Origin of the sequence: Arthrobacter sp. 9V (assembly GCF_902506065.1) — a bacterium.
Lineage (GTDB): Bacteria > Actinomycetota > Actinomycetes > Actinomycetales > Micrococcaceae > Arthrobacter.
Map to the genome: position 1 here is coordinate 729,647 of NZ_LR732912.1, position 20,105 is coordinate 749,751.

Consider the following 20,105-nt stretch of genomic DNA (forward strand, 5'->3'; position numbering starts at 1 on the left):
GTTCACCCAATTGCCGCAGCTTGCCCGCCGTCTGTTTGTACTGCCCCCCGAACTCGAAGGGGCAGCACGAAACTGGCTTGAGCTTGGCGAACGGACCCCCAGGGCCGCACGCTACGCCTCCTCCGTTGTGTTGTTGCGCGATTCGCCCACCGGCTTGGAAACCTGGCTTGGATACAGGCCTGGTTCCTCGCCGTTGGGCGTCGTAGCGTTTCCAGGTGGTTCTTTGGACCCCTCCGACGACGACCCCGTAGGTTGGTTGGGCCCCTCACCGCAGCATTGGGCTGAGCAGATGGGGACGGACGACGTCGGTCTCGCCCGCCGCCACGTGGTGGGCGCCATCCGTGAACTCTTCGAAGAAACGGGTGTCTTGCTCGCAGGCCCTGATGCTTCGTCCACCGTGGAAGCGAACTCCACCGTCGACTGGATGCGGGCCCGTGAAGCCGTGGCAGCCCAGGAGAAGTCCTTCACGGAGATGCTTTCCAAACGCGGACTGTCCCTCCGGACCGACCTCCTGAAACCCCTGGTGAACTGGCTCAGCCCGGACTTTGCGCACGCGCGATTCAACACCCGGTACTTCGCGGCCACCGTCCCCGTGAACCAGCAGCCCAGCATCCTGGGCAGCAAGGGCGTGTGGGGCCGCTGGGTGTGTGCCGCCCAAGCCATTGCCATGCGGGACACCCCGGCTCTTGGTGATGAAATAGGCCAGGAGAACACCGTGGGCCTTAAGCTGGGCGAGCTCCTGGTGCCGGGCTCGGAAATCATGCTCGAAAAGATGGCCAATGCCAACGGCTGCATCGCCTACCTGAGCTACAAGCGCAAATCCCACGTGTACCAGGCGAAACTGGTGGACGAGGGCGGAATCCTGATGCTCGAGGTCGAAGCCGCCCGCACCGTGGCCGGAGAGCCCCAGCGCGAACGGTAGGACCCTCGCTCACTATCCTCGGGCTTAAACCGGACCCTCGCTCACGTCCCTCGGGCTTAAACCGAACCCTCGCTCACGTCCCTCGGGTTTGAGCCGCACGCTCGCTCACCCGGGGAAGCGTTAGACGGAGTCAGCCAAGTAATCGATGGCCAGCTTGTAGCCCAGCACACCCGCGCCCACGATGATCGCGGTGCACACACCCGACAAGTACGAGTGGTGGCGGAACTCCTCCCGCTGGTGCACGTTGGTGATGTGGACCTCGACGGCGGGCAGCTGCACAGCCGCCAGGGCGTCGCGAAGGGCCACGGAGGTGTGCGTGTAGGCGCCGGCGTTGATCACAATCCCGACGGCGGTGCCTCGGGCCGCGTGGATGGCGTCCAGGAGGTCTCCCTCATGGTTGGACTGAACGCAGTCAACAGTGAACCCATGGGCGGCCGCTGCACTCATGGCGAGTTGCTCCACATCGGCCAAGGTGGACGTGCCGTACTTCTCCGGTTCGCGGGTGCCCAAAAGGTTCAGGTTGGGCCCGTTGATGACAAGGATGGTGCCGCGACCGGTTTCGGTGGCAGGAGTGGCTTCAGTCATGGCTCCCAATCTATAGCCGGTGCGTGAGCGGGCGGGAATTGTGCTCGCTCCGTGAGCACGCCGCGCCGGAAAACACCCACGATGCGGTGATCCGTTACTTACGGGTGCACTGACCGGCCGAGACGGCGCTGCTGAGGCCCGGAGCCTGTGCAGCCACCGGTTCCAGGTCCTCCATGGTGAGCGCGAAGCCCAAGGCGGCATCAGTAGTGGTCTTCGCAAAGATCAACCCAGCTACCTGTCCCTGCATGGTCAGCAACGGACCACCGGAGTTGCCCGGCTGAACATCGCCTGCCAGCCTGTACACCTGCTCTGGCGAAGGATTGTTGCCATAAATATCCGGAACCAGAATGGTCGAAATACCCTGAACACTGGCCGGCTTGGATTGGAACGGACCGCCGTGCGGATACCCGGCAAAAGCGGCCGGGCTGCCCGCGGGGAGGTCGCCGCTCAAGGGCAGCGGGGTGGATTGCAGTCCATCCACGGCCAGAACTGCAATGTCCCGCTGGGAGTCGAAGTACACCACCCGCCCCGGCAACGCACCGCCGTCGGGCACTTCCACCACCGGCTGCGACACGCCCGCCACAACGTGCGCGTTGGTGACGACTCGCCCGGGCGAGACAACAAACCCGGAACCTGTCTGGTTCTGCCCGCATTCGAAGGCGGTGCCCGCGATCTTAAGGACGGACTCGGCGGCCTGGTTCAGGGCGGGGGTGTTTGTTGACTCATTGGGGACAGGCACCGGCGTGACGGGTCCAATTCCCTCAATGAGCTTGGGAATACCGTCCCCGATCACCGTGGAACGCAGCTGGGCCATGGTGCTCTTGACGGGCGTGGGGGTCAGGTTGTCTATGTAGCGAATGACGCGCGACTCAGCCAGTTGCTGCGAAACGAACGGCACACCCAGCGAACTGATGCTGAAGGCGAGCATGGACATCACCAGCGCCGCCACCACCACGCTCACCACACCACCGATCAGCCGGTCCACGGCATGCAAAGGCTTGATCCGCACGGCGTGGCGGATTTTTCGCCCGATCATGGTGCCCAGTCCGTGCCCTAAAGCAATGAGCACGACGGCGGCGCCCACCGTGGCGGTTAGCCTCCACCCCGAGTCGGTCACCCAACCGCTGACGAGCGGAACAGCCATGAAGGCCGCAATGGCACCGATGACGAATCCTGCGATTCCACCGAGTGTGACCATGAAGCCATTGCGGAGGCCATAGATCAGGTAGGACAGGAGCATCAATATCAATGCCAAATCCAATATCGTCAAGCCAAACACCAATGCTCCTCATAGCCGGGTAGCGCCAATTCTAGATGTCCACCCTGACAGCAAACCGTTAGTCCGGTCACGGTAAGGAGCCGTTTATGCCGCTCTAAAAGGCTTCAGTGTGGGTCGGATCGCCCGAAAACCGCGCCATTTCAGCGTTTCACGTGCCAAGTACGTCACAGAAGCTTAAAAATTCTGAAACAATGGCCTGAGCGCCACGACCGAAACTTATATTCAGGAGATTTCATGGACATCGAGGTATTGCGCCGCGCACCCCTCTTCGCCACCCTTGACGACGACGCATTCCGCTTGCTGACGGACGAACTCACCGAGGTGGACCTTTCACGTGGAGCTTCGGTGTTCCGCGAAGGCGACCAGGGTGACCAGCTCTACTTCATCGTTTCCGGCAAGGTAAAGCTCGGCCGTACGTCCCCTGATGGCCGCGAATCCCTCTTGGCCATCCTCGGCCCGGGTGAGCTCTTCGGCGAGATGGCATTGTTCGACCCCAGCCCGCGTACCGCTACGGCCACCGCCGTTTCGGAAACCCGCCTGGCCGGGCTCAAGAACGAGAGCCTCAACGCACTGCTCCGCACGCGCCCCGAGGTTTCCGCGCAGCTGCTCCAGGCTCTGGCCCGCCGTCTTCGCCGGACCAACGACTCCCTTTCCGATCTGGTCTTCTCTGACGTCCCGGGCCGTGTAGCCAAGGCCCTCCTGGACCTCGCAGACCGCTTCGGTCGTCCCGCTACCGACGGCGTTCTGGTAGCCCACGAGCTCACACAGGAAGAACTGGCGCAGCTGGTTGGCGCTTCCCGCGAAACCGTGAACAAGGCACTGGCCGAGTTCGTCCAGCGTGGATGGCTCCGCTTGGAGGCCCGCGCTGTGGTGATTTTGGACATGCAGCGTCTCCGCCAGCGTTCACGCTAAACAGCTACGAAAAAGCCGCCCCGGTTGTGAACCGGGGCGGCTTTTTCATTCAGGCCCGAGGGATGTGAGTGAGCGTCGGGTTGAAGCCCGAGGGATGTGAGCGAGCGTTAGAGGGCGGTGAACCGCAGCAGAATGGCGTGCTCCGGGTTCAGGACCGGCATGGGGAGGCCCACTTCGCCCAGGAAGCGTCCAGTCACCTCAGCCCCGGATGCCAGCCATGGCGCCGGTTTTGCCTCCGTGAAGGTGTGCCCGTAGTCGGCGTCACCGGGCGCAGGGAAGATGGCCTCCACCCGGTACGAACGCACAGGATCCAGGCCGGGGATGGCCACCCGTCCGGTGAGTTCGCCAAAGCCTGTCCGGGTCTTCACCACGGCGAATAGTGCGGCCGTGGCACCGGGTACTTCATCCTCAGCAATCACGCCATGCACCATCAGCGACTCGTCCGGCAGGTCGGCCCGAACCATCCGGCCACTGTGGATAAGCCCTCGGTGTTCCTTGTAGAGGCCAATGAAGCGCTTGAGTTCTTCGCGTTCCGTGCCGGTGACGGAGCGGACATCCCACTCCATACCGAAGTGCCCGAACAGCGCTGTGATGGCACGGAAGGAGAGGTCGTGCGTGCGCCCGGTAGTGTGCGAGGTAGTGGGTCCGATGTGCCCGCCCACAAGTTCCGGCGGGACCACCATTCCGGTCCATCGCTGAATGGTTTGCCGTTCCAAAGCGTCGTTGCAGTCCGAGGCCCAGATGCGGTCGGTACGTTCCAGGATCCCGAGGTCCACTCGGGCGCCACCGGAAGAGCAGCTTTCGATTTCCACCCCGGGATGGGCTGCATGGAGCGCATCGAACAGCCGGTAAGCCGCCAGGGTCTGCTCATGAACGGAGGCCCGGCCTGCGTGCCCGTGTTCCAGGAGATCGCGGTTCTGGTCCCACTTGAGGTAGCTGATGTTGTTCTCACTCAGCAGCGCGTCCATGCGGTGGTAAATGTACTGCCACGCGTCCGGGTTCACGAGGTCGATCACGTGCTGCTGCCGCCATCCGAGAGGCAGCCGGCCACCGTCCTTGTGGGAAATTGCTGAGGGCCCCACGATCCATTCGGGATGCGCCCTGGCGACGTCGGAGTCCAGGTTGACCATTTCCGGCTCCACCCACAGACCGAACTCCATACCGCGGCTGGTCACGGCATCAATCAACGGCGTCAGGCCGTTCGGCCAGAGGGTTTCGTCAACGAACCAGTCACCCAAACCTGCGTGGTCGCCGCGCCGCCCGCGGAACCAGCCGTCGTCGAGCACGAAACGCTCAACCCCAAGGTCGGCAGCGGACTCGGCGAGCTCCATCAGGGTGTCCAGGTTGTGGTCGAAGTACACCGCTTCCCAGGTGTTGAGGACTACTGGGCGCGGCTTGCCCGAAAGCACGCCGACGTGATGCGGTCGCGAGCGGAACCAGGCGTAGAACGCCTCCGAAATCCCATCCAAACCGCGGTCCGAGTAGGCAGCAAACAGTGCAGGGGTTGTGTAGCTTTCACCGGGCTGAAGGATTACTTCGGCCGGTCCCAGCAGCTCGGAGCCACCCACCATGGTTCGCCCATCGGCAACACTGTCCGCAAATTGCTCGTGGTTGCCGCTCCAGGCCAAATGGGTGGCCCAGACCTTGCCGTGTCGGTTGCCGAATCCGGCAGTGCCGGCTGCAAGCAGCATTGAGGAGTCGTGTCCGGTGCGTCCGTGGCGGCCCGTGCGGACCCAGGTTCCCTGCTGGATGGCCCTGCGCTGTGGGTGCCGCTCACGGCACCAGCGTCCCGTCAGGTCCAAAAGTTCGACGGCGTCGGGCGCCACCGGGAGCATCGTCGCCAACTCATCCACCTGGAAAGGCGACGTGCCGTGATTCCTTGCCGTGTGGTGCAGTTCCAGAAGTCCGCCGGAATGCAAGGTGAGGTTGCTGCTTACTGTGATGCCGGCGTCGGGATCTGACTGGACAATCACCGCTGAGCTGCCGTCCGTAGTCGCGCTCTCCACCCGCAGGCGTACTGAGAAATCGAAGCCAGGTACGCCGTCCGTGATGCGATGGCCGCGGAGCCCCGGCCGTCCCTGCCACGAGGACGACGCCTGGGGGAGGAGCCCCGCGGGAACGTTGGCATCAATGGACGACGGCGGAATGGGCTCGCTAAGGATGGCCAGATCAGGCAGGGTCTCTCCCAGGTCGGCTCCCCAGTGGGTTATCTCAGCCTCTCCACGGTGGGTGCTGATCACCAGGCTGGTACCTGCGGAACGGAGATGGAGCGGGTGCATGTATGAAGTCACTTTCAATAGGGTCTTATGGGATGTTGTTGGGCCCGCTCTGCGCGCTTCGCGAAGGAAATAACGCGCAGAGCGGGCCCCGCAACGGGTGGGTTGTTACTTCGCGAAGAGTGCGTTGACCTGTTCGTTCGCGGCCGTCAGCGAGCTGGCCGGGGACTTTCCGGCGATCACCGCGTCCATTGCGGGCTTCATGATTCCCGAAACTTTGGAGGCATTGTCCGTGATGGGGAGCATGAAGGTGGTCTTGTCCTTCACGTGCTGCGTGAAGGCGCTGACGTCCACGTTCTTGGCCTTGAAGGCTTCTGCGGCCTTCTCGGAGGAGGTGGTGATGGCCGGGAACACCACGGCCTTGGAGGCGACGACGTCCTGGCAGGCGGTGGAGCCCAGGTACTCGACCCACTTGATGGAGGCGTCCTTCTTCTTTGTACCGGCCCAAACGGAATCGGCCAGGCCATTGAACATGGAGGCACGCTTGCCTTCGGGGCCCTGAGGTGTGGGGGCGATGCCGAGGTCGATGCCCTTGTAGCCGGTGTACTGGCCGATCATCCAGGAACCATTGCTGTTGATGGCGGCCTTGCCTGCACCGAAGCTGTCGGCGGCGTTGGCACCAACGGTGGTTTCAAGCTTGGGCATGTAGCCCTTCTCGGCGAGCGAGGCCCACCAGTCGATGGTGTCCTGGAGCCTCTTATCGTCGTAGTTGAAGTGGGTGCCCCAAGGGTTCTTATCCGTGGTGGTCCAACCAGTGGTGGCGGACAGGTAGCTCCACTGCGTCTGGCCGGCGTTCTCGGCGTCGGAGCCCGGCAGGCCCAAACCGTATACGGCAACATTGTTCTTGTCGAAGCCTGCTTCGTCGCCGCGCTTGCCGTTCTTGTCCACGGTGAGACGCGCGATTGCTTTCTCATACGTTCCGCCGTCCTGCGGGTTCCAGGTCAGGGAGCCCATCTGTTCAGGGGTGATGCCGGCGTCGGTAGCCATCTTCTGGTTGTAGAACAGGGCGATGGTGTCCCAGTCTTTGGGCAGGCCGTAGCGCTTGCCATCCTGGCCCACCCAGAGGTCCGCGAGGCCTTCGTTGTACTGGGAAAGCTCCACCTTGTCCTTGGCGATGCCGTCGTCAAGGGCCACCAGCTGCTTGGTCTTGAGGAATTCCGGGTACTTGGACAGGTGGTCCGTAAACACGTCCGGTGCCGTGCCGGAGGCCATGCCGTTGGTGATCTTGGACCAGTAGTCGTCCCAGCCGGTCTGGGTGATTTTGACGGTGATGTCCGGGTTGGCCTTGGTGAAGTCAGTGGCGCACTGCTGGTAGGCAGGGAGCTGATTGGCGTCCCAGAGCCAATAACTGATCTCACCCTTGGCAGCGTCTCCTCCGGAACTTCCGCCGGCGCAGGCGGACAGTGCGAGGACGGCGGCTGCTGCGACGGCGACGGCGCCGAGTGGCTTCTTTTTCATCATGATTGGTCCTTTCAGGACAGGGGGGTGCGAACCGACACCTGCCGGTTCTTCGGGAGGGAGGTGGAATGCAGCTATTTGGTGCCGTTGAAGCCGATGGAGTTGACGATTCGTTTACCGAAGATGGCGAACAGGATCAGCACAGGTGTGGCGGACACGAGCGTTGCGGCCATGAGCCCGGACCAGTCCGGCGCGCCCTGCGGGGACTGGGATTTGAAGACTCCCAGTCCCACGGTGAGCACCCGGGATTCCTCGGAGGTGCCTACCAGTAGTGGCCAGAAGTACTCATTCCACTGACCCATGAAGGTCAGCAGCGCCAAGGTGGCAATCGGGGCAGCGGCGTTGGGCATGATGATTTGGAAGAAGATCCGCCAGTGCTTGGCGCCGTCGAGCATTGCAGCTTCTTCTACTTCCCTGGACATGTTCAGGAAGAACTGGCGCATGAAGAAGATCGCGAACGGGGTCATGAACAAGTAAGGCAGTACGAGTCCGAGCATGGAATTGAGCAGGCCCAGGTTCTTGATGAGCAGGAAGTTGGGCAGGGCGGTGAAAATCGGCGGGACGAGCATGGTGGCAAGGAACAGCGAGAAGACTGCGTCCCGTCCTTTCCACCGGAGCCGGGAGAAGGCATAGGCGGCCATTGAGCTGAAGAACACGGCGCATGCTGTGGTGATGCCGGAGAAGAGCAGCGAGTTCCACAGGTACTGCCAGAAATTGATCGAAGCGCCGGAGCCGCCTTCTGCGATGGCTTCGGAGGCGCTCTGGAGGCCGAAGACACGCTTGAACGCGCCCAAGTTGAAGTCGGCCGGCAGTAGGTTGGCCGAGTTCGCGGCGAGTGAACCGTTGGTGGAAAGGGCTGTGCGCAGCACCCAGTAGAAAGGCAGGATGCTCACGGCGACAGCCAGGGCGAGGAGGGTCAGGGCGATGGCGCGGCGCCAGTTGAAGGGGCGGCTGAGCGGGCGACGGCTGCCGCCGTTCTTGGGTGAGGCAAGAGTGGTCATGGCGAGTCCTTAGTCCAGGTCCGACTGGTTGCCGCGGAGGAACTTCATCTGGATGAAAGCGACGATGGCGAGAATGAGGAAGAGGATGACAGCCAGGGCGGATCCGTAGCCGAAGTCCTGTTCATTGAAGGCGCGTTGATAGATGTAGAACTGCAGGACGCGGGTGGCGTTGACGGGTCCGCCGGCTGTGGTGACGGCAACGGTGTCAAAGACCTGGAAGGAACCGATCACAGTTACTACGAGGACCAGTACCAGGACTGGGCGGAGCAGCGGCAGGGTGATCCGCCAGAAAGTGCTCACGGCCTTGGAACCGTCGATGCTGGCGGCCTCATAGACACTGTTCGGTATGGCCTGGAGCCCTGCGAAGATCAGGAGCGCTGTGTACCCCATGTGCCGCCACGTGTTGATGAGTGCCTGGGTGGGGATGGCCCATTGCTCGCTGCCGAAGAAGGCCACCCGGGGAAGACCGGTCCATTCGATGATCTGGTTGATGATGCCGATCTGGTAGTCAAGCATCCAGAACCACAGCAGGGCGGCGATGACGTTTGCCATCAGGTAGGGCATCAGGAGTGCACCACGGACGAGGGTGGACTTTGCTACACGGTGCATCAGGATGGCAAGGCCCAGGGCCAACGCGGTCTGGAGAACAATGTTGATCACCACGTATTCCGAGGTGACACCCAAGGCGTTCCAGAACAGCGGATCCTTGGCTATGCGTTCGTAGTTCCGCGTGCCAATCCATTCCGGGTCGCCCAGGATGCTGTATTCGGTGAAGCTGAGGTAGATGCCCCGGATAGTGGGGACGAGGTAGAAGAGGATCAGTCCGAGCATCGCTGGGGCGATGAAGAAGAGTGCAACCTTGAGGTCTCCGATGCCACGGAACCCGTCGGCTGGTCTTCCCCGTCTCCGTGACTTCCGTGGCGCCCTGGCGGAGGAGAGCCCAGGATCTGGCTGCTTGGTAAGCGTGGTCATCGTCGACCCTTTCGTGACTGTGATGTGCCTAACAACTGGATGGAAATCTACACGAGTAGATTCGAGCATAGCAAGAGCTGGACTAAACTTTTGGTGAAAAATGTTCAATTATGTTCTTTCTGTTGACTCGAGTAGATCCTGGTGCCAGACTCGACAACACATCAAATATGGACACCAACGGAGATTGCTTCGGCAGCCCAGGGAAGGTAAACAATGACGTTTTCGATCGGAGTAGTGGGTGCCGGACAGTTCGGCAGCCAGTTCGCCCACTTGTTCAAGCTCCACCCGGGCGTCAGCGCGGTTTATGCCATAGATGAACTCCCTGAGCGGGCCGTTGCGGCGAAGGAGCGCTGGGGACTGGATGGCGTGATGGGCAGCTTTGAGGAGTTGTTGGAGTCCGACGTCCATGCCGTGGCCATCTTCACGCAGCGCTGGACTCACGGGCCGCTGGTTGAGCGGGCTCTGCGTGCCGGCAAGCACGTCTACTCAGCTGTACCCATGGCCATCTCCGAAGAGGAGATCGAACGGATCATCCAGGCAGTGCGTGAGACCAAGCTGGTCTACGCAATGGGCGAGACCAGCTACTACAACCCCGCCACGGTCTTCGCCCGGCAGCAGCATGCAGCCGGCAAGTTTGGTCGGATCTTCTACACCGAGGGCGACTACGTCCACGACATGGACCTGGGGTTCTACGAGGCCTACCAGTACAGCGGGGGAGAGCGGTGGAAGGAAACGGCCAGCTACCCGCCCATGCTCTACCCCACGCACGCAATCGGTGGCGTGCTCGGTGCCGTCCCCGGGCATGCGGTCAGCGTGAGCTGCATCGGTGTGAAAGATCAGCGTGGTGATGGGGTCTTTGATAGGGACGTGAGCATGTTCGCCAACGACTTCTCCAACGCCACGGCGTTGTTTGAAATGAACGACGGCGGTGCGATGCGCACCAATGAGATGCGCCGGGTGGGGTACCCCTCCCATATTCGAGAGTCCCGATTCCGTTTCTTCGGCACCGAAGCCAGCTTTGAGCAACTTGCCACCACTACCGTGTGGCAGGACAAATCCACTGTGGAAGATGTATCCGAGCAAGTGGAAACCAAACCCACCATGTCCCTGGACGATCCTTCCTTGGCAGACGTGGCGCCGGAGTTGCGGGATGCCTTCATTTCCGGGTTGGCTCCGGTGCACGATCAGTCCAGGCTTCCCCAAGAGTTCCTGGGCGCACCCAACGGGCATGAAGGAAGCCATCAATTCCTGGTGGACGACTTCGTGACGGCCGTGAACAACCGCACCCTTCCTCCCGTCAATGCCTGGGTTGCTGCCCGCTTCACGTTGCCCGGGATCATCGCCCATGAGTCCGCGCTCCGCGGCGGGGAGCGACTCCCCATCCGCGACTTCGGTGATGCTCCCGTGGAGTAGCTAGCATTTACCCCATGACAACTTCGGCGGTACAAACCTCGCGCAGCCCGGTAACACGCAAAGACGTGGCCCGGTACGCCGGGGTGAGTACCGCCGTCGTGAGTTATGTGGTGAACGGTGGGCCCAAGAACGTGGCCCCGGCCACCGAAGCCAAGGTCCGCGATGCCATCCGTGTCCTCGGATACCGGCCCAATGCTGCCGCCCGTGCCCTGAAATTGGGGTCCAGCGAGACCATTGGCGTGGTGGTTCCGGATAACACCAACCCGTTCTTCACCCAGCTGGCCCATGCCGTGGAGGACGCCGCCGCGGAGCTCGGCTTCGGCATGGTGCTTACCAACTCGGACGGCAGCCTGACGCGCGAACGCAAGAACATCCGTACCCTGGCTGCCCGGCAAGTGGACGGGGTGTTCCTGGCCAGCTGCGTGTTCGATCCCGACGTCACGGAACTGGAAGCCTCCGAAATCCCGTCCGTCTTGTTGAATAACGCAGGCTCACCGCCGGGACTCAACAGCGTAGGGGTTGATCTGGCAGCAGGCGCGCGTGCAGCCGTGGAACATCTGATTGGCCACGGGCACACCAACATCGGTTTGGCAATCGGCACCAATACCGGCAATCAGTTGGACGGGCGCGAGGTGGGCTGGCTGGCTACTTTGCGTGACGCCGGACTGCCGGACGGGCCCATGCTGCACGGTCCCTTCAGCCGTCCGGGCGGGTACGAGGTAGGCAAGCGCTTCCTCTCCATGGCCAACCGACCCACGGCCATCTTTGCCAGCAACGACATGCAGGCAATCGGTATCCTGCGGGCACTTCATGAGGCAGGAGTCAGAGTCCCGGAGGACCTGGCTTTGGTGTCCTTCGACGGCTCCTTGGACTCCGAATACAGCTGGCCCGCGCTGACCACAGTTGCGCAGCCGGTCAAAGCAATGGCCGAAGCCGCCGTGCAGGCGTTGGTAGGCAAAGGCCGCGGTGACGAGCTGCAACACCAGATCCTCCCTACCGAGCTGATCATCCGGCAGTCCTGCGGCTGCAAATAGCCCGCCGAGTTGGCAGTTCACACCCATGTTTTTGGAAAACATGGGTGTGAACTGCCAACTCGCGGGAGGGTACGACGGCGGCTGGCCGGGTTACGAGTCCATGCTCGCGTAGCGCTCGGGGCGGGCCAGGACCTGGCTGATCTGTGCCGTTCCCGCTGCAACGGCCAGCCTGACCAGCAGGAAGCCGGCGGCAAACACTCCGCCGATGGTCAGGAGCACCACGGGCTGTGTCAGCAGCGCAGCACCGGTCAGCGGCAGGACCAGAACGGCCGCGGCGGCAGCGGAAATGCCCGCCACGAGGAACAGCGGCGACATCACGGCCTTAACCCGCGCGGCCACCATGAGCTTCCGCGGCATGCCCACCCGGTCCAGGGCCACCAAGGTGGCGGCCCGGTCCAGCACTGCGGCAGCCTGGTTCACACCTGCGGAACAGGCAACCATGAGGAACGAGCCCAACAGGGTGATCATCACCCCGGTGTTGATATCGCGCACCAACAGCGTTGCCTCGGTATCGCCGGCTGTGCCCATGGAGTCGGCCACAGCCATGCCCACACCCACAAAAACCCCCACAAAGCTGGTCATCGCCACGCCCCCAACTTGCCGCCACGATTCCTTGGGACTCTCCAGGACGGTCCGTGCAGCCAACAATTTCTCGGGCCGTTTGGCGTGCTTGAGCTGCGAGGACGCCCGCAGCCGCAGGATCCACGGTCCCATGAGGTTCAACGCCAGCAAAGCCAGCCCGAAGCAGCCGCCCATCACGGCGATGATCACAATGAACGCACCGAAACTGCTGAGCATCCCCATCGCCAACACTCCAACAACCACCACCACAGCTGCGATGAGTCCGCGAACCCAGTGGGCGCCGTCAGCCGTTTGCCGGGTCCGTACACCCAACGGCGTCACCACAACTTTCCGAAGCCCCAACGCCGCGCTGGCCGCGGCGAGGACGCAGACGGCCAGAACACAGCCCAGAATTGAAGGAACTGACAACCATGCATGACTCCCGATTGCTTGGCCCCGGAACTGGATCAGCCCCAGGAATGGCGCCACACAGGCGTAGAGTCCGGCGCCGGCCAAGGCGCCAACTGCCGCCAGGACGGTGGATTCAATGACGGTCATCCACACCACCGTTGCGCTGTTCGCGCCCAGCAAACGCAGGGAGGCCAACCGGTCATCACGACGCCGGGCGGCCAGCCGGGCGGCTGAGGCACCGAGTGTCAGCAACGGAATGATGAGCAGCACCATGGCCACCACGGCCAAGGCCTGGTACGTACCGGCAATGTCATCGGACCAGGACCAGAAGACCTGTGAACCTCCGGCCACAATGAGCAGCAGGGCTGTGACGGTCCCGAAAGCGAGGACGGGAAGCCCGGCGTCGCGAAGACCCGATTCCCGGAAGCTGCTCGCATTGCTTCGGGCGATGTATGGGGTGAGACGCAGGGCCATGGAGAGACTAGACATTGAAGGCACCCTTGAGGTTGGCGTTCTGTGTGTTCGGCGTTGCCTGGCTGGCGGGCGCCGAAGAGTCGGGAGCCGCAACGGAGGCGGCGCTGTCTGCCACGATCCGGCCATCACGCAACTCCACAACGCGCTCGCAGCGGGACGCGACGTTGGGATCGTGCGTGACCACCAGAAGTGTCCGGCCGTTGGCGGCCACTGAATGCAGGAGTACGTCCAGGACTTCCTTGGAGGTGGCAGAGTCCAGAGCACCGGTGGGCTCGTCGGCGAAGACCACCCTGGCGCCGGTGACCTGCGCGCGGGCGATGGCCACGCGCTGCACCTGCCCGCCGGAGAGCTCACCCAAACGGCGTTGTTCCATCCCCGCCAGACCAAGTGCGGCCAACCATTCGGCGGCTCGGTTTTCGGAAGTAGCGCGGTCCGTGCCGTTGAGCATGAGGGCCAAAGCAACGTTTTCCAACGCAGTGAGCTCCGGCAGGAGCATGCCTTGCTGGAAGACGAAGCCGAACTCCTCCCGACGCAATCGGGACAACGCTGCGTCTCCCAAGGTGTCCAGACGCAAAGCGGACGACGGCGTGTTCAAGGTGATCGCACCGGCGTCGGGCCTCAAAATTCCGGCGAGACAGTGCAAAAGGGTGGTCTTGCCCGAGCCTGAGGGGCCGATGATCGCAATGGACTGGCCGGCGTTGGCGGTGAAGTGGACGTTGTCCAAAGCGATGCTGCCGGGGTAGTACTTGGTGAGTTGCTGGGCGTGGAGGATGGCGTTCATATATCCAGCATCCCTGCGGGCCCTACCTCGCGGCGTCAGTCCCGCGGCTGAACTCTGCGGGCCGGCCTCCACCCGCGGTATGAGACCCAACTAAGTGACAGATAACGTCGTTATGAGCTCTCATAACGACGTCATCTGTCACCTACTTGGGTCAGGCTTCGGCGATCCGCAGCTTGGCCACATTTTCGGCCAGTACACGCCGAGCGTCCTCACCAAGGTGCGAGTCCGTAATCAGCTCGTCGGCTTCTTCCAACCGGGCGATCGAGGCTATGCCCACCACGCCCCACTTGCTGTGATCGGCCAGGATAACGGTGCTCCGGGCAGACGACATGAAAGCACGGTTGGTTTCGGCTTCCAACAGGTTGGGCGTGGTGAAACCGGCGTGCGCGTCCATGCCGTGGACTCCCAGGAACAGGACGTCCAGGTGGAGCTGCTTCAGCGAGGACGTGGCTATGGGGCCTACCAAAGCATCCGACGGCGTCCGCTCGCCACCGATCAATATCACAGTGGACCCGAAGCGGGCCGGTCCGGAGGAAGAGCCGTGGTGGAAGAGATCTGCGATCCGCACCGAGTTGGTGACCACGGTGATGCGGGGCCCGTTGACGAGTTCCTTTGCCAAGGCCCATGTGGTAGTGCCGGCACCGAGGCCAATGGCCATGCCTTCCTGGACCAGGGCCGCGGCCTCCACCGCGATGGCGTGCTTCTCGCCGGGCAGTTGCGTGGATTTGAGCTCGAAGCCGGGCTCGTGGGTGCTTGCATCGCCTGGAAGTTTGGCTCCGCCGTGGATGCGCTCAACGCGGCCGGCTTCCTCGAGGGCTTCGATGTCGCGGCGCACGGTCATGGGGGAGACCCCCAGCATTTGAGCGAGGTCAGAGACCCGCACCACGCGTTCGCGCTGCACGGCGTCGATGATGGCGGAGTGGCGTGCTGCCTGAAGCATCAGGGCCTTTCTGGGAAACTTCGTCAAACGTGGGGCTGAGTCTGCTTCAGTCTAGGATGCGGGGTGCCAACAGCGGGGGACGGTGGTCGCGGCGGCGTCACGCAACTGATTAAACGCACGACGGCGCCGCTCGCCTGCTTGGGTTCTAGCGGTCGTTGCAACACCCTAGATTTTTGGGAGTTGCAACGACCGTGCCGCATTTAAGCGATGTTTCCTCGGAGTCCCGGAAGTTTGCGAGATCTACCCCTGAGCAGAGGGAGGCTTTCTTCAGGGCTTTTGATCGATTAGCGAGTGTGACAGAGGCCGCCGCTAGGCTCGGATTGAACCGGAACACCTGCTATCAGTGGGTTCGCAAGGCTGGATTNCGAGACCGGCCTGACCTACATGATGGGCGAGACGAGCTATTACAACCCCGCGACGGTGTTCGCCCGCAAGCAGGTGGCCGCCGGCGCCTTCGGTCGGGTCTTCTACGCCGAGGGCGACTACGTGCACGACATGGACCTCGGCTTCTACGCCGCGTACCAGTACAGCGGCGGCGACGAGTGGAAGCGCACCGCCAGCTACCCGCCCATGCTCTACCCGACGCACTCCGTCGGCGGGGTCCTCGGCGCGATCCCCGGGCACGCGGTCAGCGTCAGCTGCATCGGCGTGAAGGACGACCGCGGCGACGGCGTCTTCGACAAGGACGTCAGCCAGTTCGACAACGACTTCTCGAACGCCACCGCCCTGTTCGAGCTCGACAACGGCGGGGTCATGCGCATCAACGAGATGCGTCGCGTCGGCTACCCGTCGCACATCCGCGAGTCGCGCTTCCGCTACTTCGGCACCGAGGCCAGCTTCGAGCAGCTCGCGAAGACGAGCGTGTGGCAGGACAAGGAGGACTCGTACGACATCAGCGACAAGATCGACACCCAGGCGACGATGTCCCTCGACGACCCGCGCCTGGCCGACGTCGACCCGTCCCTGCGTGACGCGTTCGTGTCCGGCTACGCCGAGGTGCACGACGCACCCACCACGGCTGCCTCGGCAACGGACGGGTGGCTGACCAGGGCGGATTCGATCTCCGTGGTGGAGAGACGGTGGCCGGAGACGTTCATGACGTCGTCCACGCGGCCCAGGAGCCAGACGTCGCCGTCTTCGTCCTTCTTGGCGCCGTCGCCTGCAAAGTACATGGCCTCGAAGCGGGACCAATAGGTGTCTTTGAAACGCTCGGGGTCTCCCCAGATGCCGCGGAGCATGGAGGGCCACGGTTCGCGGACCACCAGGTAGCCGCCTTCGCCGTTGGCCACGGACTGGCCGTTTTCATCCACGACGTCCACGGCGATGCCGGGCAGCGGGACCTGGGCAGAGCCGGGTTTGGTGGCGGTGACACCGGGAAGCGGGGCGATCATCTGGGCGCCGGTTTCGGTCTGCCACCAGGTGTCCACGATCGGGGCTGGGTGTTCCTTCTTCTCACCGTTCTTGCCGGCGTTGGCACCGATGACGTTCCGGTACCACATCCACGCTTCGGGGTTGATGGATTCGCCCACCGAGCCCAGGACGCGGATGGAGGAGAGATCGTACTTGTCCGGGATGTCCCGGCCCCACTTCATGAATGTCCGGATGGCAGTGGGCGCGGTGTACAGGATGGAGACCTTGTACTTCTCCACGATTTCCCACCAACGGCCCTGGTGCGGGGAGTCCGGGGTGCCTTCGTACATGACCTGGGTGGCGCCGTTGATGAGCGGAGCGTAGGCGACGTAGGAGTGGCCGGTGACCCAGCCGACGTCGGCGGTGCACCAGTACACGTCCGTTTCGGGGTGGAGATCGAACACGGCCTTGTGCGTGTAGGCACCCTGGGTGAGGTAGCCGCCGGTGGTGTGCAGGATGCCCTTGGGCTTGCCCGTGGTGCCGGAGGTGTAGAGGATGAACAGCGGGTGCTCGGAGTCGTGCCCGACGGCGGTGTGCTCGGTTGCTGCCTTATCAACGGTTTCGCTCCACCAGAGGTCGCGGCCTTCCACCCAGTTGACGTCCTCGCCGTTGCGCTTGACCACCACCACGTTCTGGACAGTGTGGCCCTCTTTGGACAGGGCTTCGTCCACTGCCGGCTTCAGCGCACTGGGCTTGCCGCGGCGGTAGGTGCCATCGGCGGTGACCACGAGCTTGGCTTCGGCGTCCTCGATCCGGGAACGCAGGGCGTCCGCGGAGAAGCCGCCGAACACTACCGAGTGCACGGCCCCGATCCTGGCGCAGGCAAGGAGCGTGATGACGGCCTCGGGGATCATGGGCAGGTACACGGCAACGCGGTCGCCCTTGGCCACGCCGAGGGACTCGAAAGCGTTGGCGGCCTTCTTCACTTCTTCGGTCAGCTGCGCATACGTGTAGGTGCGGGTGTCCCCGGGCTCACCTTCAAAGTAGATGGCCACGCGGTCGCCCAGGCCGTTCTCAACGTGGCGGTCCAGAGCGTTGTACGCCGCGTTGACCTCGCCGCCGACAAACCACTTGGCGAACGGCGGGTTGGACCAATCCAGGGCCTCGGTGAAGTCCTTGTCCCAGGTCAACAACTCGCGGGCCTGCTTCGCCCAGAACGCGGGACGGTCCGCCTCTGCCTCTGCGTAGGCGTCAGCGCTGGTCACGGCGTTCGCGGCGAACTCCGCAGACGGCGCGAACTTGCGGTTCTCATGGAGGAGGTTTTCAAGCGCCTCACCCTGCTGAACATAGTTTTCCGCTGACATCGCGGCAATATCCGTTGACATGTATAAACCCTTCGTTTTCCTTCAGNAGGTCAACAACTCGCGGGCCTGCTTCGCCCAGAACGCGGGACGGTCCGCCTCTGCCTCTGCGTAGGCGTCAGCGCTGGTCACGGCGTTCGCGGCGAACTCCGCAGACGGCGCGAACTTGCGGTTCTCGTGGAGGAGGTTTTCAAGCGCCTCAACGTGTGCGGCCGGACCGTTCTGAGCAGTTGACGCTGCAGCGGTGGCCGTGGATCCGGTGGTGTCCTGGGACATGGTGAACCTCATCATTCATCGATCTTTGCTGCGCGGATCCTGGCGTGAGGTTCCCGCCCGGGCCGTCGTCGGCGTCGGGCGCGTCCCTCAAGGGTCCGCAAAGTGCTGTCCGCCATCAACACTATCGCTTAGCGAAGTGCTGCGTGTGCGCCGTCACAAATACGGCCGTGAGCGGCGCCGATTTAGCGACGAGTGGTGGATTGTGCGGTGGGGAACCGTTTACATGACGCACGACGGCGGACCTCGGTTGCCGCTGCCGGCGTGGTAACTGCGTGCCTCCATCTGTAAGGAACCTTGGAGTTTGCTGTGGGCGAAGCTGTATGGCCGTTTTCAGCTAGAACCCTGTCAGTGGGGTGGCATAGGCTGAATAAGTCTTGGGACGCACTTCTGGCGTGTCCGGTTCTTCGCGGAATTTCGCGGAGGTAGCCGGGCCGGACTGTCCAAGGCGCCGCCGTACGAAGGAGAAATAGATGAACCAGCTGAGCCCAGGCCCGCACGACTCACACCCGAACGGACCGGACACCGCGGCTGGAACGGCCACCGCTGCAGATGGCAACGCTGCCGGGAATCCTGCGAGGGGTATCTCCGGAGCTCCTCTGAAGAAGGACACTGCAATTAAGGACGAGGCTGTTAAGAACGACGCCTCAAAGAACGCCGCGGCTCAGGGTGACTCCGGCAAGTATGAGGCCGTCGCCGGGCCGTTCACCATCCGGGACCTTACTGTCTTCGGCTCCACGCTCCTGATGTTCGTAGCCTCGTTGCTGCCCATGTTCGGGGAGCGCTACAACCTCTGGAACCTGAGCAACTTGTTCTTCCTGCTGCTGGGCATCATCCTGCCGCTGGTTGTGGTGGCACTCTTCGTAGCCCGCAGGTTGCAGCCCGGAACAATCGTCCGCATTGGCTCGCTGTCCGTTGACCAATTCGCGTCCGTGACTGCCTCGTTTGCGTTCCCCTTGTTCTTCTTGACCATTGCCAACTCGTTCAACGGCAGCGTGCTGTTGGGGCTCGTTGGTTCTGTAGGCCTGCTGGCCGCGACGGTCCTGGCCCCGCATCTTCCTTGGCTTTCCGCCGACTTCAAGGGCCGTGCCGAAACGCCGGCGCACGTTGTTGCCCGCGAGGCAGCAGTACCCAGCCGTAAGCCTGCTGCTCCCAAAGCGCCGAAAACTCCCAAGACGCCGAAGCCTTCCGACTCCACCGGTTCGACTCCCGGATTCCAGAGTTCAACACCGGGCTACCAAGGTTCAAACCCGGGATTGCAGGGATCAGCCCCCGGCTACCAGACTCCTGTTTCCCGTGCTCCGGGTGCTGCGGCTGCTTCCTCCGGTGTTGCCGGCGCGGGCGCTCCGAGTGCCGGTGCTGCCACGGGTGCCAGCCCCTTCGCTCCGCCGGCTGGTTACGGAACTACGTCATCGCCGGCAACCGAAGCCTCCGCCGTCGTGCATTCGGCTGACGCAAAACCCGCGGATGGCAGCGGATATGCAAGCAGCAGCCCTGCCACCGGTGGCGCCGCCGTCACTGAGCCCGCTGCCCGGCAGGCAACGTTCGGCTCTGCAGGCGCGCCCTCGCCGTCAGGATCCGGCGCTTCCCCCGCTACGTCATCGGTTGAGAAGGCCGAACCGGCTGGCGCGTCCGGCGATAAGGGTGCCCAGTTCCCGGCTGCAGGTGCGCCGGCCGAGCCCGCCACCACGCAGCATGCCGCGCAGCCTTCTGCCACTCAGCACGCCGCCCAACAGGCGGGCCAGCCCGCCGCCCAGCAGCCGAACCAGCCAGCGGCGCAACAGCCGTGGGCTGCCACCATGGCAACGCCCATCGTCTCCGGTGACACCCGTAAGGTAAGCGACTCCATTGGGGCCACCGTGGACCCGGCCAGCCGCCCTGAAGAATCCGATGGGCCCCAGTATGAGGCGTTCTGGTTCGCTGTGGCCCAGCCCCGGACTGCCTATGACGAACACAGCGGCGCCCCGGCCTTCACCATCGAGCCCGGTGGATGGGTTCTGGCGTTGGAGGACCGGGGCCATGAATTCCTGGTCCAGGACACCGACGGAAAAGTTGGGGTTCTGCGGGAGCTCAGCAACATCGAACGCGGCTAAGCAGGGATC

At 63.2% G+C, this 20,105-nt stretch carries 14 protein-coding genes and 2 pseudogenes; 6 read left to right on the plus strand and 10 right to left on the minus strand.

The features are described 5' to 3' along the window. Positions 1-10: 10 nt before the first annotated feature. A complete protein-coding gene (locus BACI9J_RS03480; protein WP_159733187.1) occupies positions 11-922 on the plus strand; it encodes an NUDIX hydrolase in 912 nt (303 codons plus the stop codon). Positions 923-1,042: 120 nt separating this feature from the next. Here the strand turns inward: BACI9J_RS03480 and aroQ are convergent, their stop codons facing one another. Beyond that, positions 1,043-1,507, minus strand: coding sequence for a type II 3-dehydroquinate dehydratase (aroQ, locus tag BACI9J_RS03485; protein WP_159733188.1), 465 nt, complete (start codon positions 1,505-1,507; stop codon positions 1,043-1,045). Positions 1,508-1,601: 94 nt separating this feature from the next. After that, entirely contained in the window at positions 1,602-2,786 is a 1,185-nt protein-coding gene (locus BACI9J_RS03490; RefSeq protein ID WP_159733189.1) for a MarP family serine protease, read from the minus strand. Positions 2,787-3,020: 234 nt separating this feature from the next. Between BACI9J_RS03490 and BACI9J_RS03495 the strand changes: the two genes are divergently transcribed. Further along, positions 3,021-3,698: a Crp/Fnr family transcriptional regulator gene (locus BACI9J_RS03495; RefSeq protein ID WP_011775987.1), complete on the plus strand. Its 678-nt coding sequence runs from the start codon at positions 3,021-3,023 to the stop codon at positions 3,696-3,698. A 107-nt stretch (positions 3,699-3,805) separates the two neighbouring features. Here BACI9J_RS03495 and BACI9J_RS03500 read toward each other — a convergent pair whose 3' ends face one another. From BACI9J_RS03500 to BACI9J_RS03515, 4 genes are all read right to left on the minus strand, one after another. Beyond that, positions 3,806-5,977 carry an alpha-galactosidase gene (locus tag BACI9J_RS03500; RefSeq protein WP_159736341.1) on the minus strand — a complete coding sequence of 724 codons (2,172 nt, stop codon included), beginning with the start codon at positions 5,975-5,977 and terminating at the stop codon, positions 3,806-3,808. Between the two features lie 105 nt (positions 5,978-6,082). Further along, positions 6,083-7,435, minus strand: coding sequence for an ABC transporter substrate-binding protein (locus BACI9J_RS03505; protein ID WP_159733190.1), 1,353 nt, complete (start codon positions 7,433-7,435; stop codon positions 6,083-6,085). Positions 7,436-7,506: 71 nt separating this feature from the next. Beyond that, positions 7,507-8,433, minus strand: coding sequence for a carbohydrate ABC transporter permease (locus BACI9J_RS03510; protein WP_159733191.1), 927 nt, complete (start codon positions 8,431-8,433; stop codon positions 7,507-7,509). A gap of 9 nt (positions 8,434-8,442) precedes the next feature. Next, positions 8,443-9,405 carry a carbohydrate ABC transporter permease gene (locus tag BACI9J_RS03515; protein WP_201296495.1) on the minus strand — a complete coding sequence of 321 codons (963 nt, stop codon included), beginning with the start codon at positions 9,403-9,405 and terminating at the stop codon, positions 8,443-8,445. 213 nt (positions 9,406-9,618) lie between these two features. On the opposite strand from BACI9J_RS03515, the gene BACI9J_RS03520 reads away from it, so the two are divergent. Next, the gene (locus tag BACI9J_RS03520; protein WP_159733192.1) at positions 9,619-10,818 is read left to right on the plus strand and encodes a Gfo/Idh/MocA family protein; all 1,200 of its coding nucleotides are present in this window, start codon (positions 9,619-9,621) and stop codon (positions 10,816-10,818) included. Positions 10,819-10,832: 14 nt separating this feature from the next. Further along, on the plus strand, positions 10,833-11,852 hold the full coding sequence (locus tag BACI9J_RS03525) for a LacI family DNA-binding transcriptional regulator (protein ID WP_159733193.1): 1,020 nt from the start codon (positions 10,833-10,835) through the stop codon (positions 11,850-11,852). A gap of 90 nt (positions 11,853-11,942) precedes the next feature. Here BACI9J_RS03525 and BACI9J_RS03530 read toward each other — a convergent pair whose 3' ends face one another. From BACI9J_RS03530 to BACI9J_RS03540, 3 genes are all read right to left on the minus strand, one after another. Next, positions 11,943-13,313: an FtsX-like permease family protein gene (locus BACI9J_RS03530; RefSeq protein WP_236558375.1), complete on the minus strand. Its 1,371-nt coding sequence runs from the start codon at positions 13,311-13,313 to the stop codon at positions 11,943-11,945. Beyond that, entirely contained in the window at positions 13,306-14,079 is a 774-nt protein-coding gene (locus BACI9J_RS03535) for an ABC transporter ATP-binding protein (protein ID WP_159733194.1), read from the minus strand. Before BACI9J_RS03535 ends, BACI9J_RS03530 begins: the two co-directional genes overlap by 8 nt. A 151-nt stretch (positions 14,080-14,230) precedes the next feature. After that, positions 14,231-15,019, minus strand: a complete 789-nt coding sequence (locus BACI9J_RS03540) for a DeoR/GlpR family DNA-binding transcription regulator (RefSeq protein ID WP_159733195.1) — start codon at positions 15,017-15,019, stop codon at positions 14,231-14,233. Between the two features lie 365 nt (positions 15,020-15,384). Between BACI9J_RS03540 and BACI9J_RS03545 the strand changes: the two are divergent. Next, positions 15,385-16,024: pseudogene (locus tag BACI9J_RS03545) on the plus strand (gfo/Idh/MocA family oxidoreductase); the annotation flags it as partial. Here the strand turns inward: BACI9J_RS03545 and acs are convergent. Continuing rightward, positions 16,021-17,754, minus strand: a pseudogene (gene acs, locus BACI9J_RS03550) (acetate--CoA ligase); the annotation flags it as partial. The pseudogenes BACI9J_RS03545 and acs overlap by 4 nt on opposite strands. Before the next feature lie 722 nt (positions 17,755-18,476). Between acs and BACI9J_RS03560 the strand changes: the two are divergent. Beyond that, positions 18,477-20,096: a hypothetical protein gene (locus BACI9J_RS03560; RefSeq protein ID WP_159733197.1), complete on the plus strand. Its 1,620-nt coding sequence runs from the start codon at positions 18,477-18,479 to the stop codon at positions 20,094-20,096. The last annotated feature ends 9 nt before the right edge of the window (positions 20,097-20,105 follow it).

Bases quoted from the DNA above. Each gene is read 5' to 3' on its own strand.
- BACI9J_RS03560 (WP_159733197.1), top strand. From the start codon at position 18,477: ATGAACCAGCTGAGCCCAGGCCCGCACGACTCACACCCGAACGGACCG.
- BACI9J_RS03540 (WP_159733195.1), bottom strand. From the start codon at position 15,019: ATGCTTCAGGCAGCACGCCACTCCGCCATCATCGACGCCGTGCAGCGC.
- BACI9J_RS03525 (WP_159733193.1), top strand. From the start codon at position 10,833: ATGACAACTTCGGCGGTACAAACCTCGCGCAGCCCGGTAACACGCAAA.
- aroQ (WP_159733188.1), bottom strand. From the start codon at position 1,507: ATGACTGAAGCCACTCCTGCCACCGAAACCGGTCGCGGCACCATCCTT.
- BACI9J_RS03495 (WP_011775987.1), top strand. From the start codon at position 3,021: ATGGACATCGAGGTATTGCGCCGCGCACCCCTCTTCGCCACCCTTGAC.
- BACI9J_RS03505 (WP_159733190.1), bottom strand. From the start codon at position 7,435: ATGATGAAAAAGAAGCCACTCGGCGCCGTCGCCGTCGCAGCAGCCGCC.
- BACI9J_RS03510 (WP_159733191.1), bottom strand. From the start codon at position 8,433: ATGACCACTCTTGCCTCACCCAAGAACGGCGGCAGCCGTCGCCCGCTC.
- BACI9J_RS03535 (WP_159733194.1), bottom strand. From the start codon at position 14,079: ATGAACGCCATCCTCCACGCCCAGCAACTCACCAAGTACTACCCCGGC.
- BACI9J_RS03515 (WP_201296495.1), bottom strand. From the start codon at position 9,405: ATGACCACGCTTACCAAGCAGCCAGATCCTGGGCTCTCCTCCGCCAGG.
- BACI9J_RS03520 (WP_159733192.1), top strand. From the start codon at position 9,619: ATGACGTTTTCGATCGGAGTAGTGGGTGCCGGACAGTTCGGCAGCCAG.
- BACI9J_RS03500 (WP_159736341.1), bottom strand. From the start codon at position 5,977: ATGCACCCGCTCCATCTCCGTTCCGCAGGTACCAGCCTGGTGATCAGC.
- BACI9J_RS03530 (WP_236558375.1), bottom strand. From the start codon at position 13,313: ATGTCTAGTCTCTCCATGGCCCTGCGTCTCACCCCATACATCGCCCGA.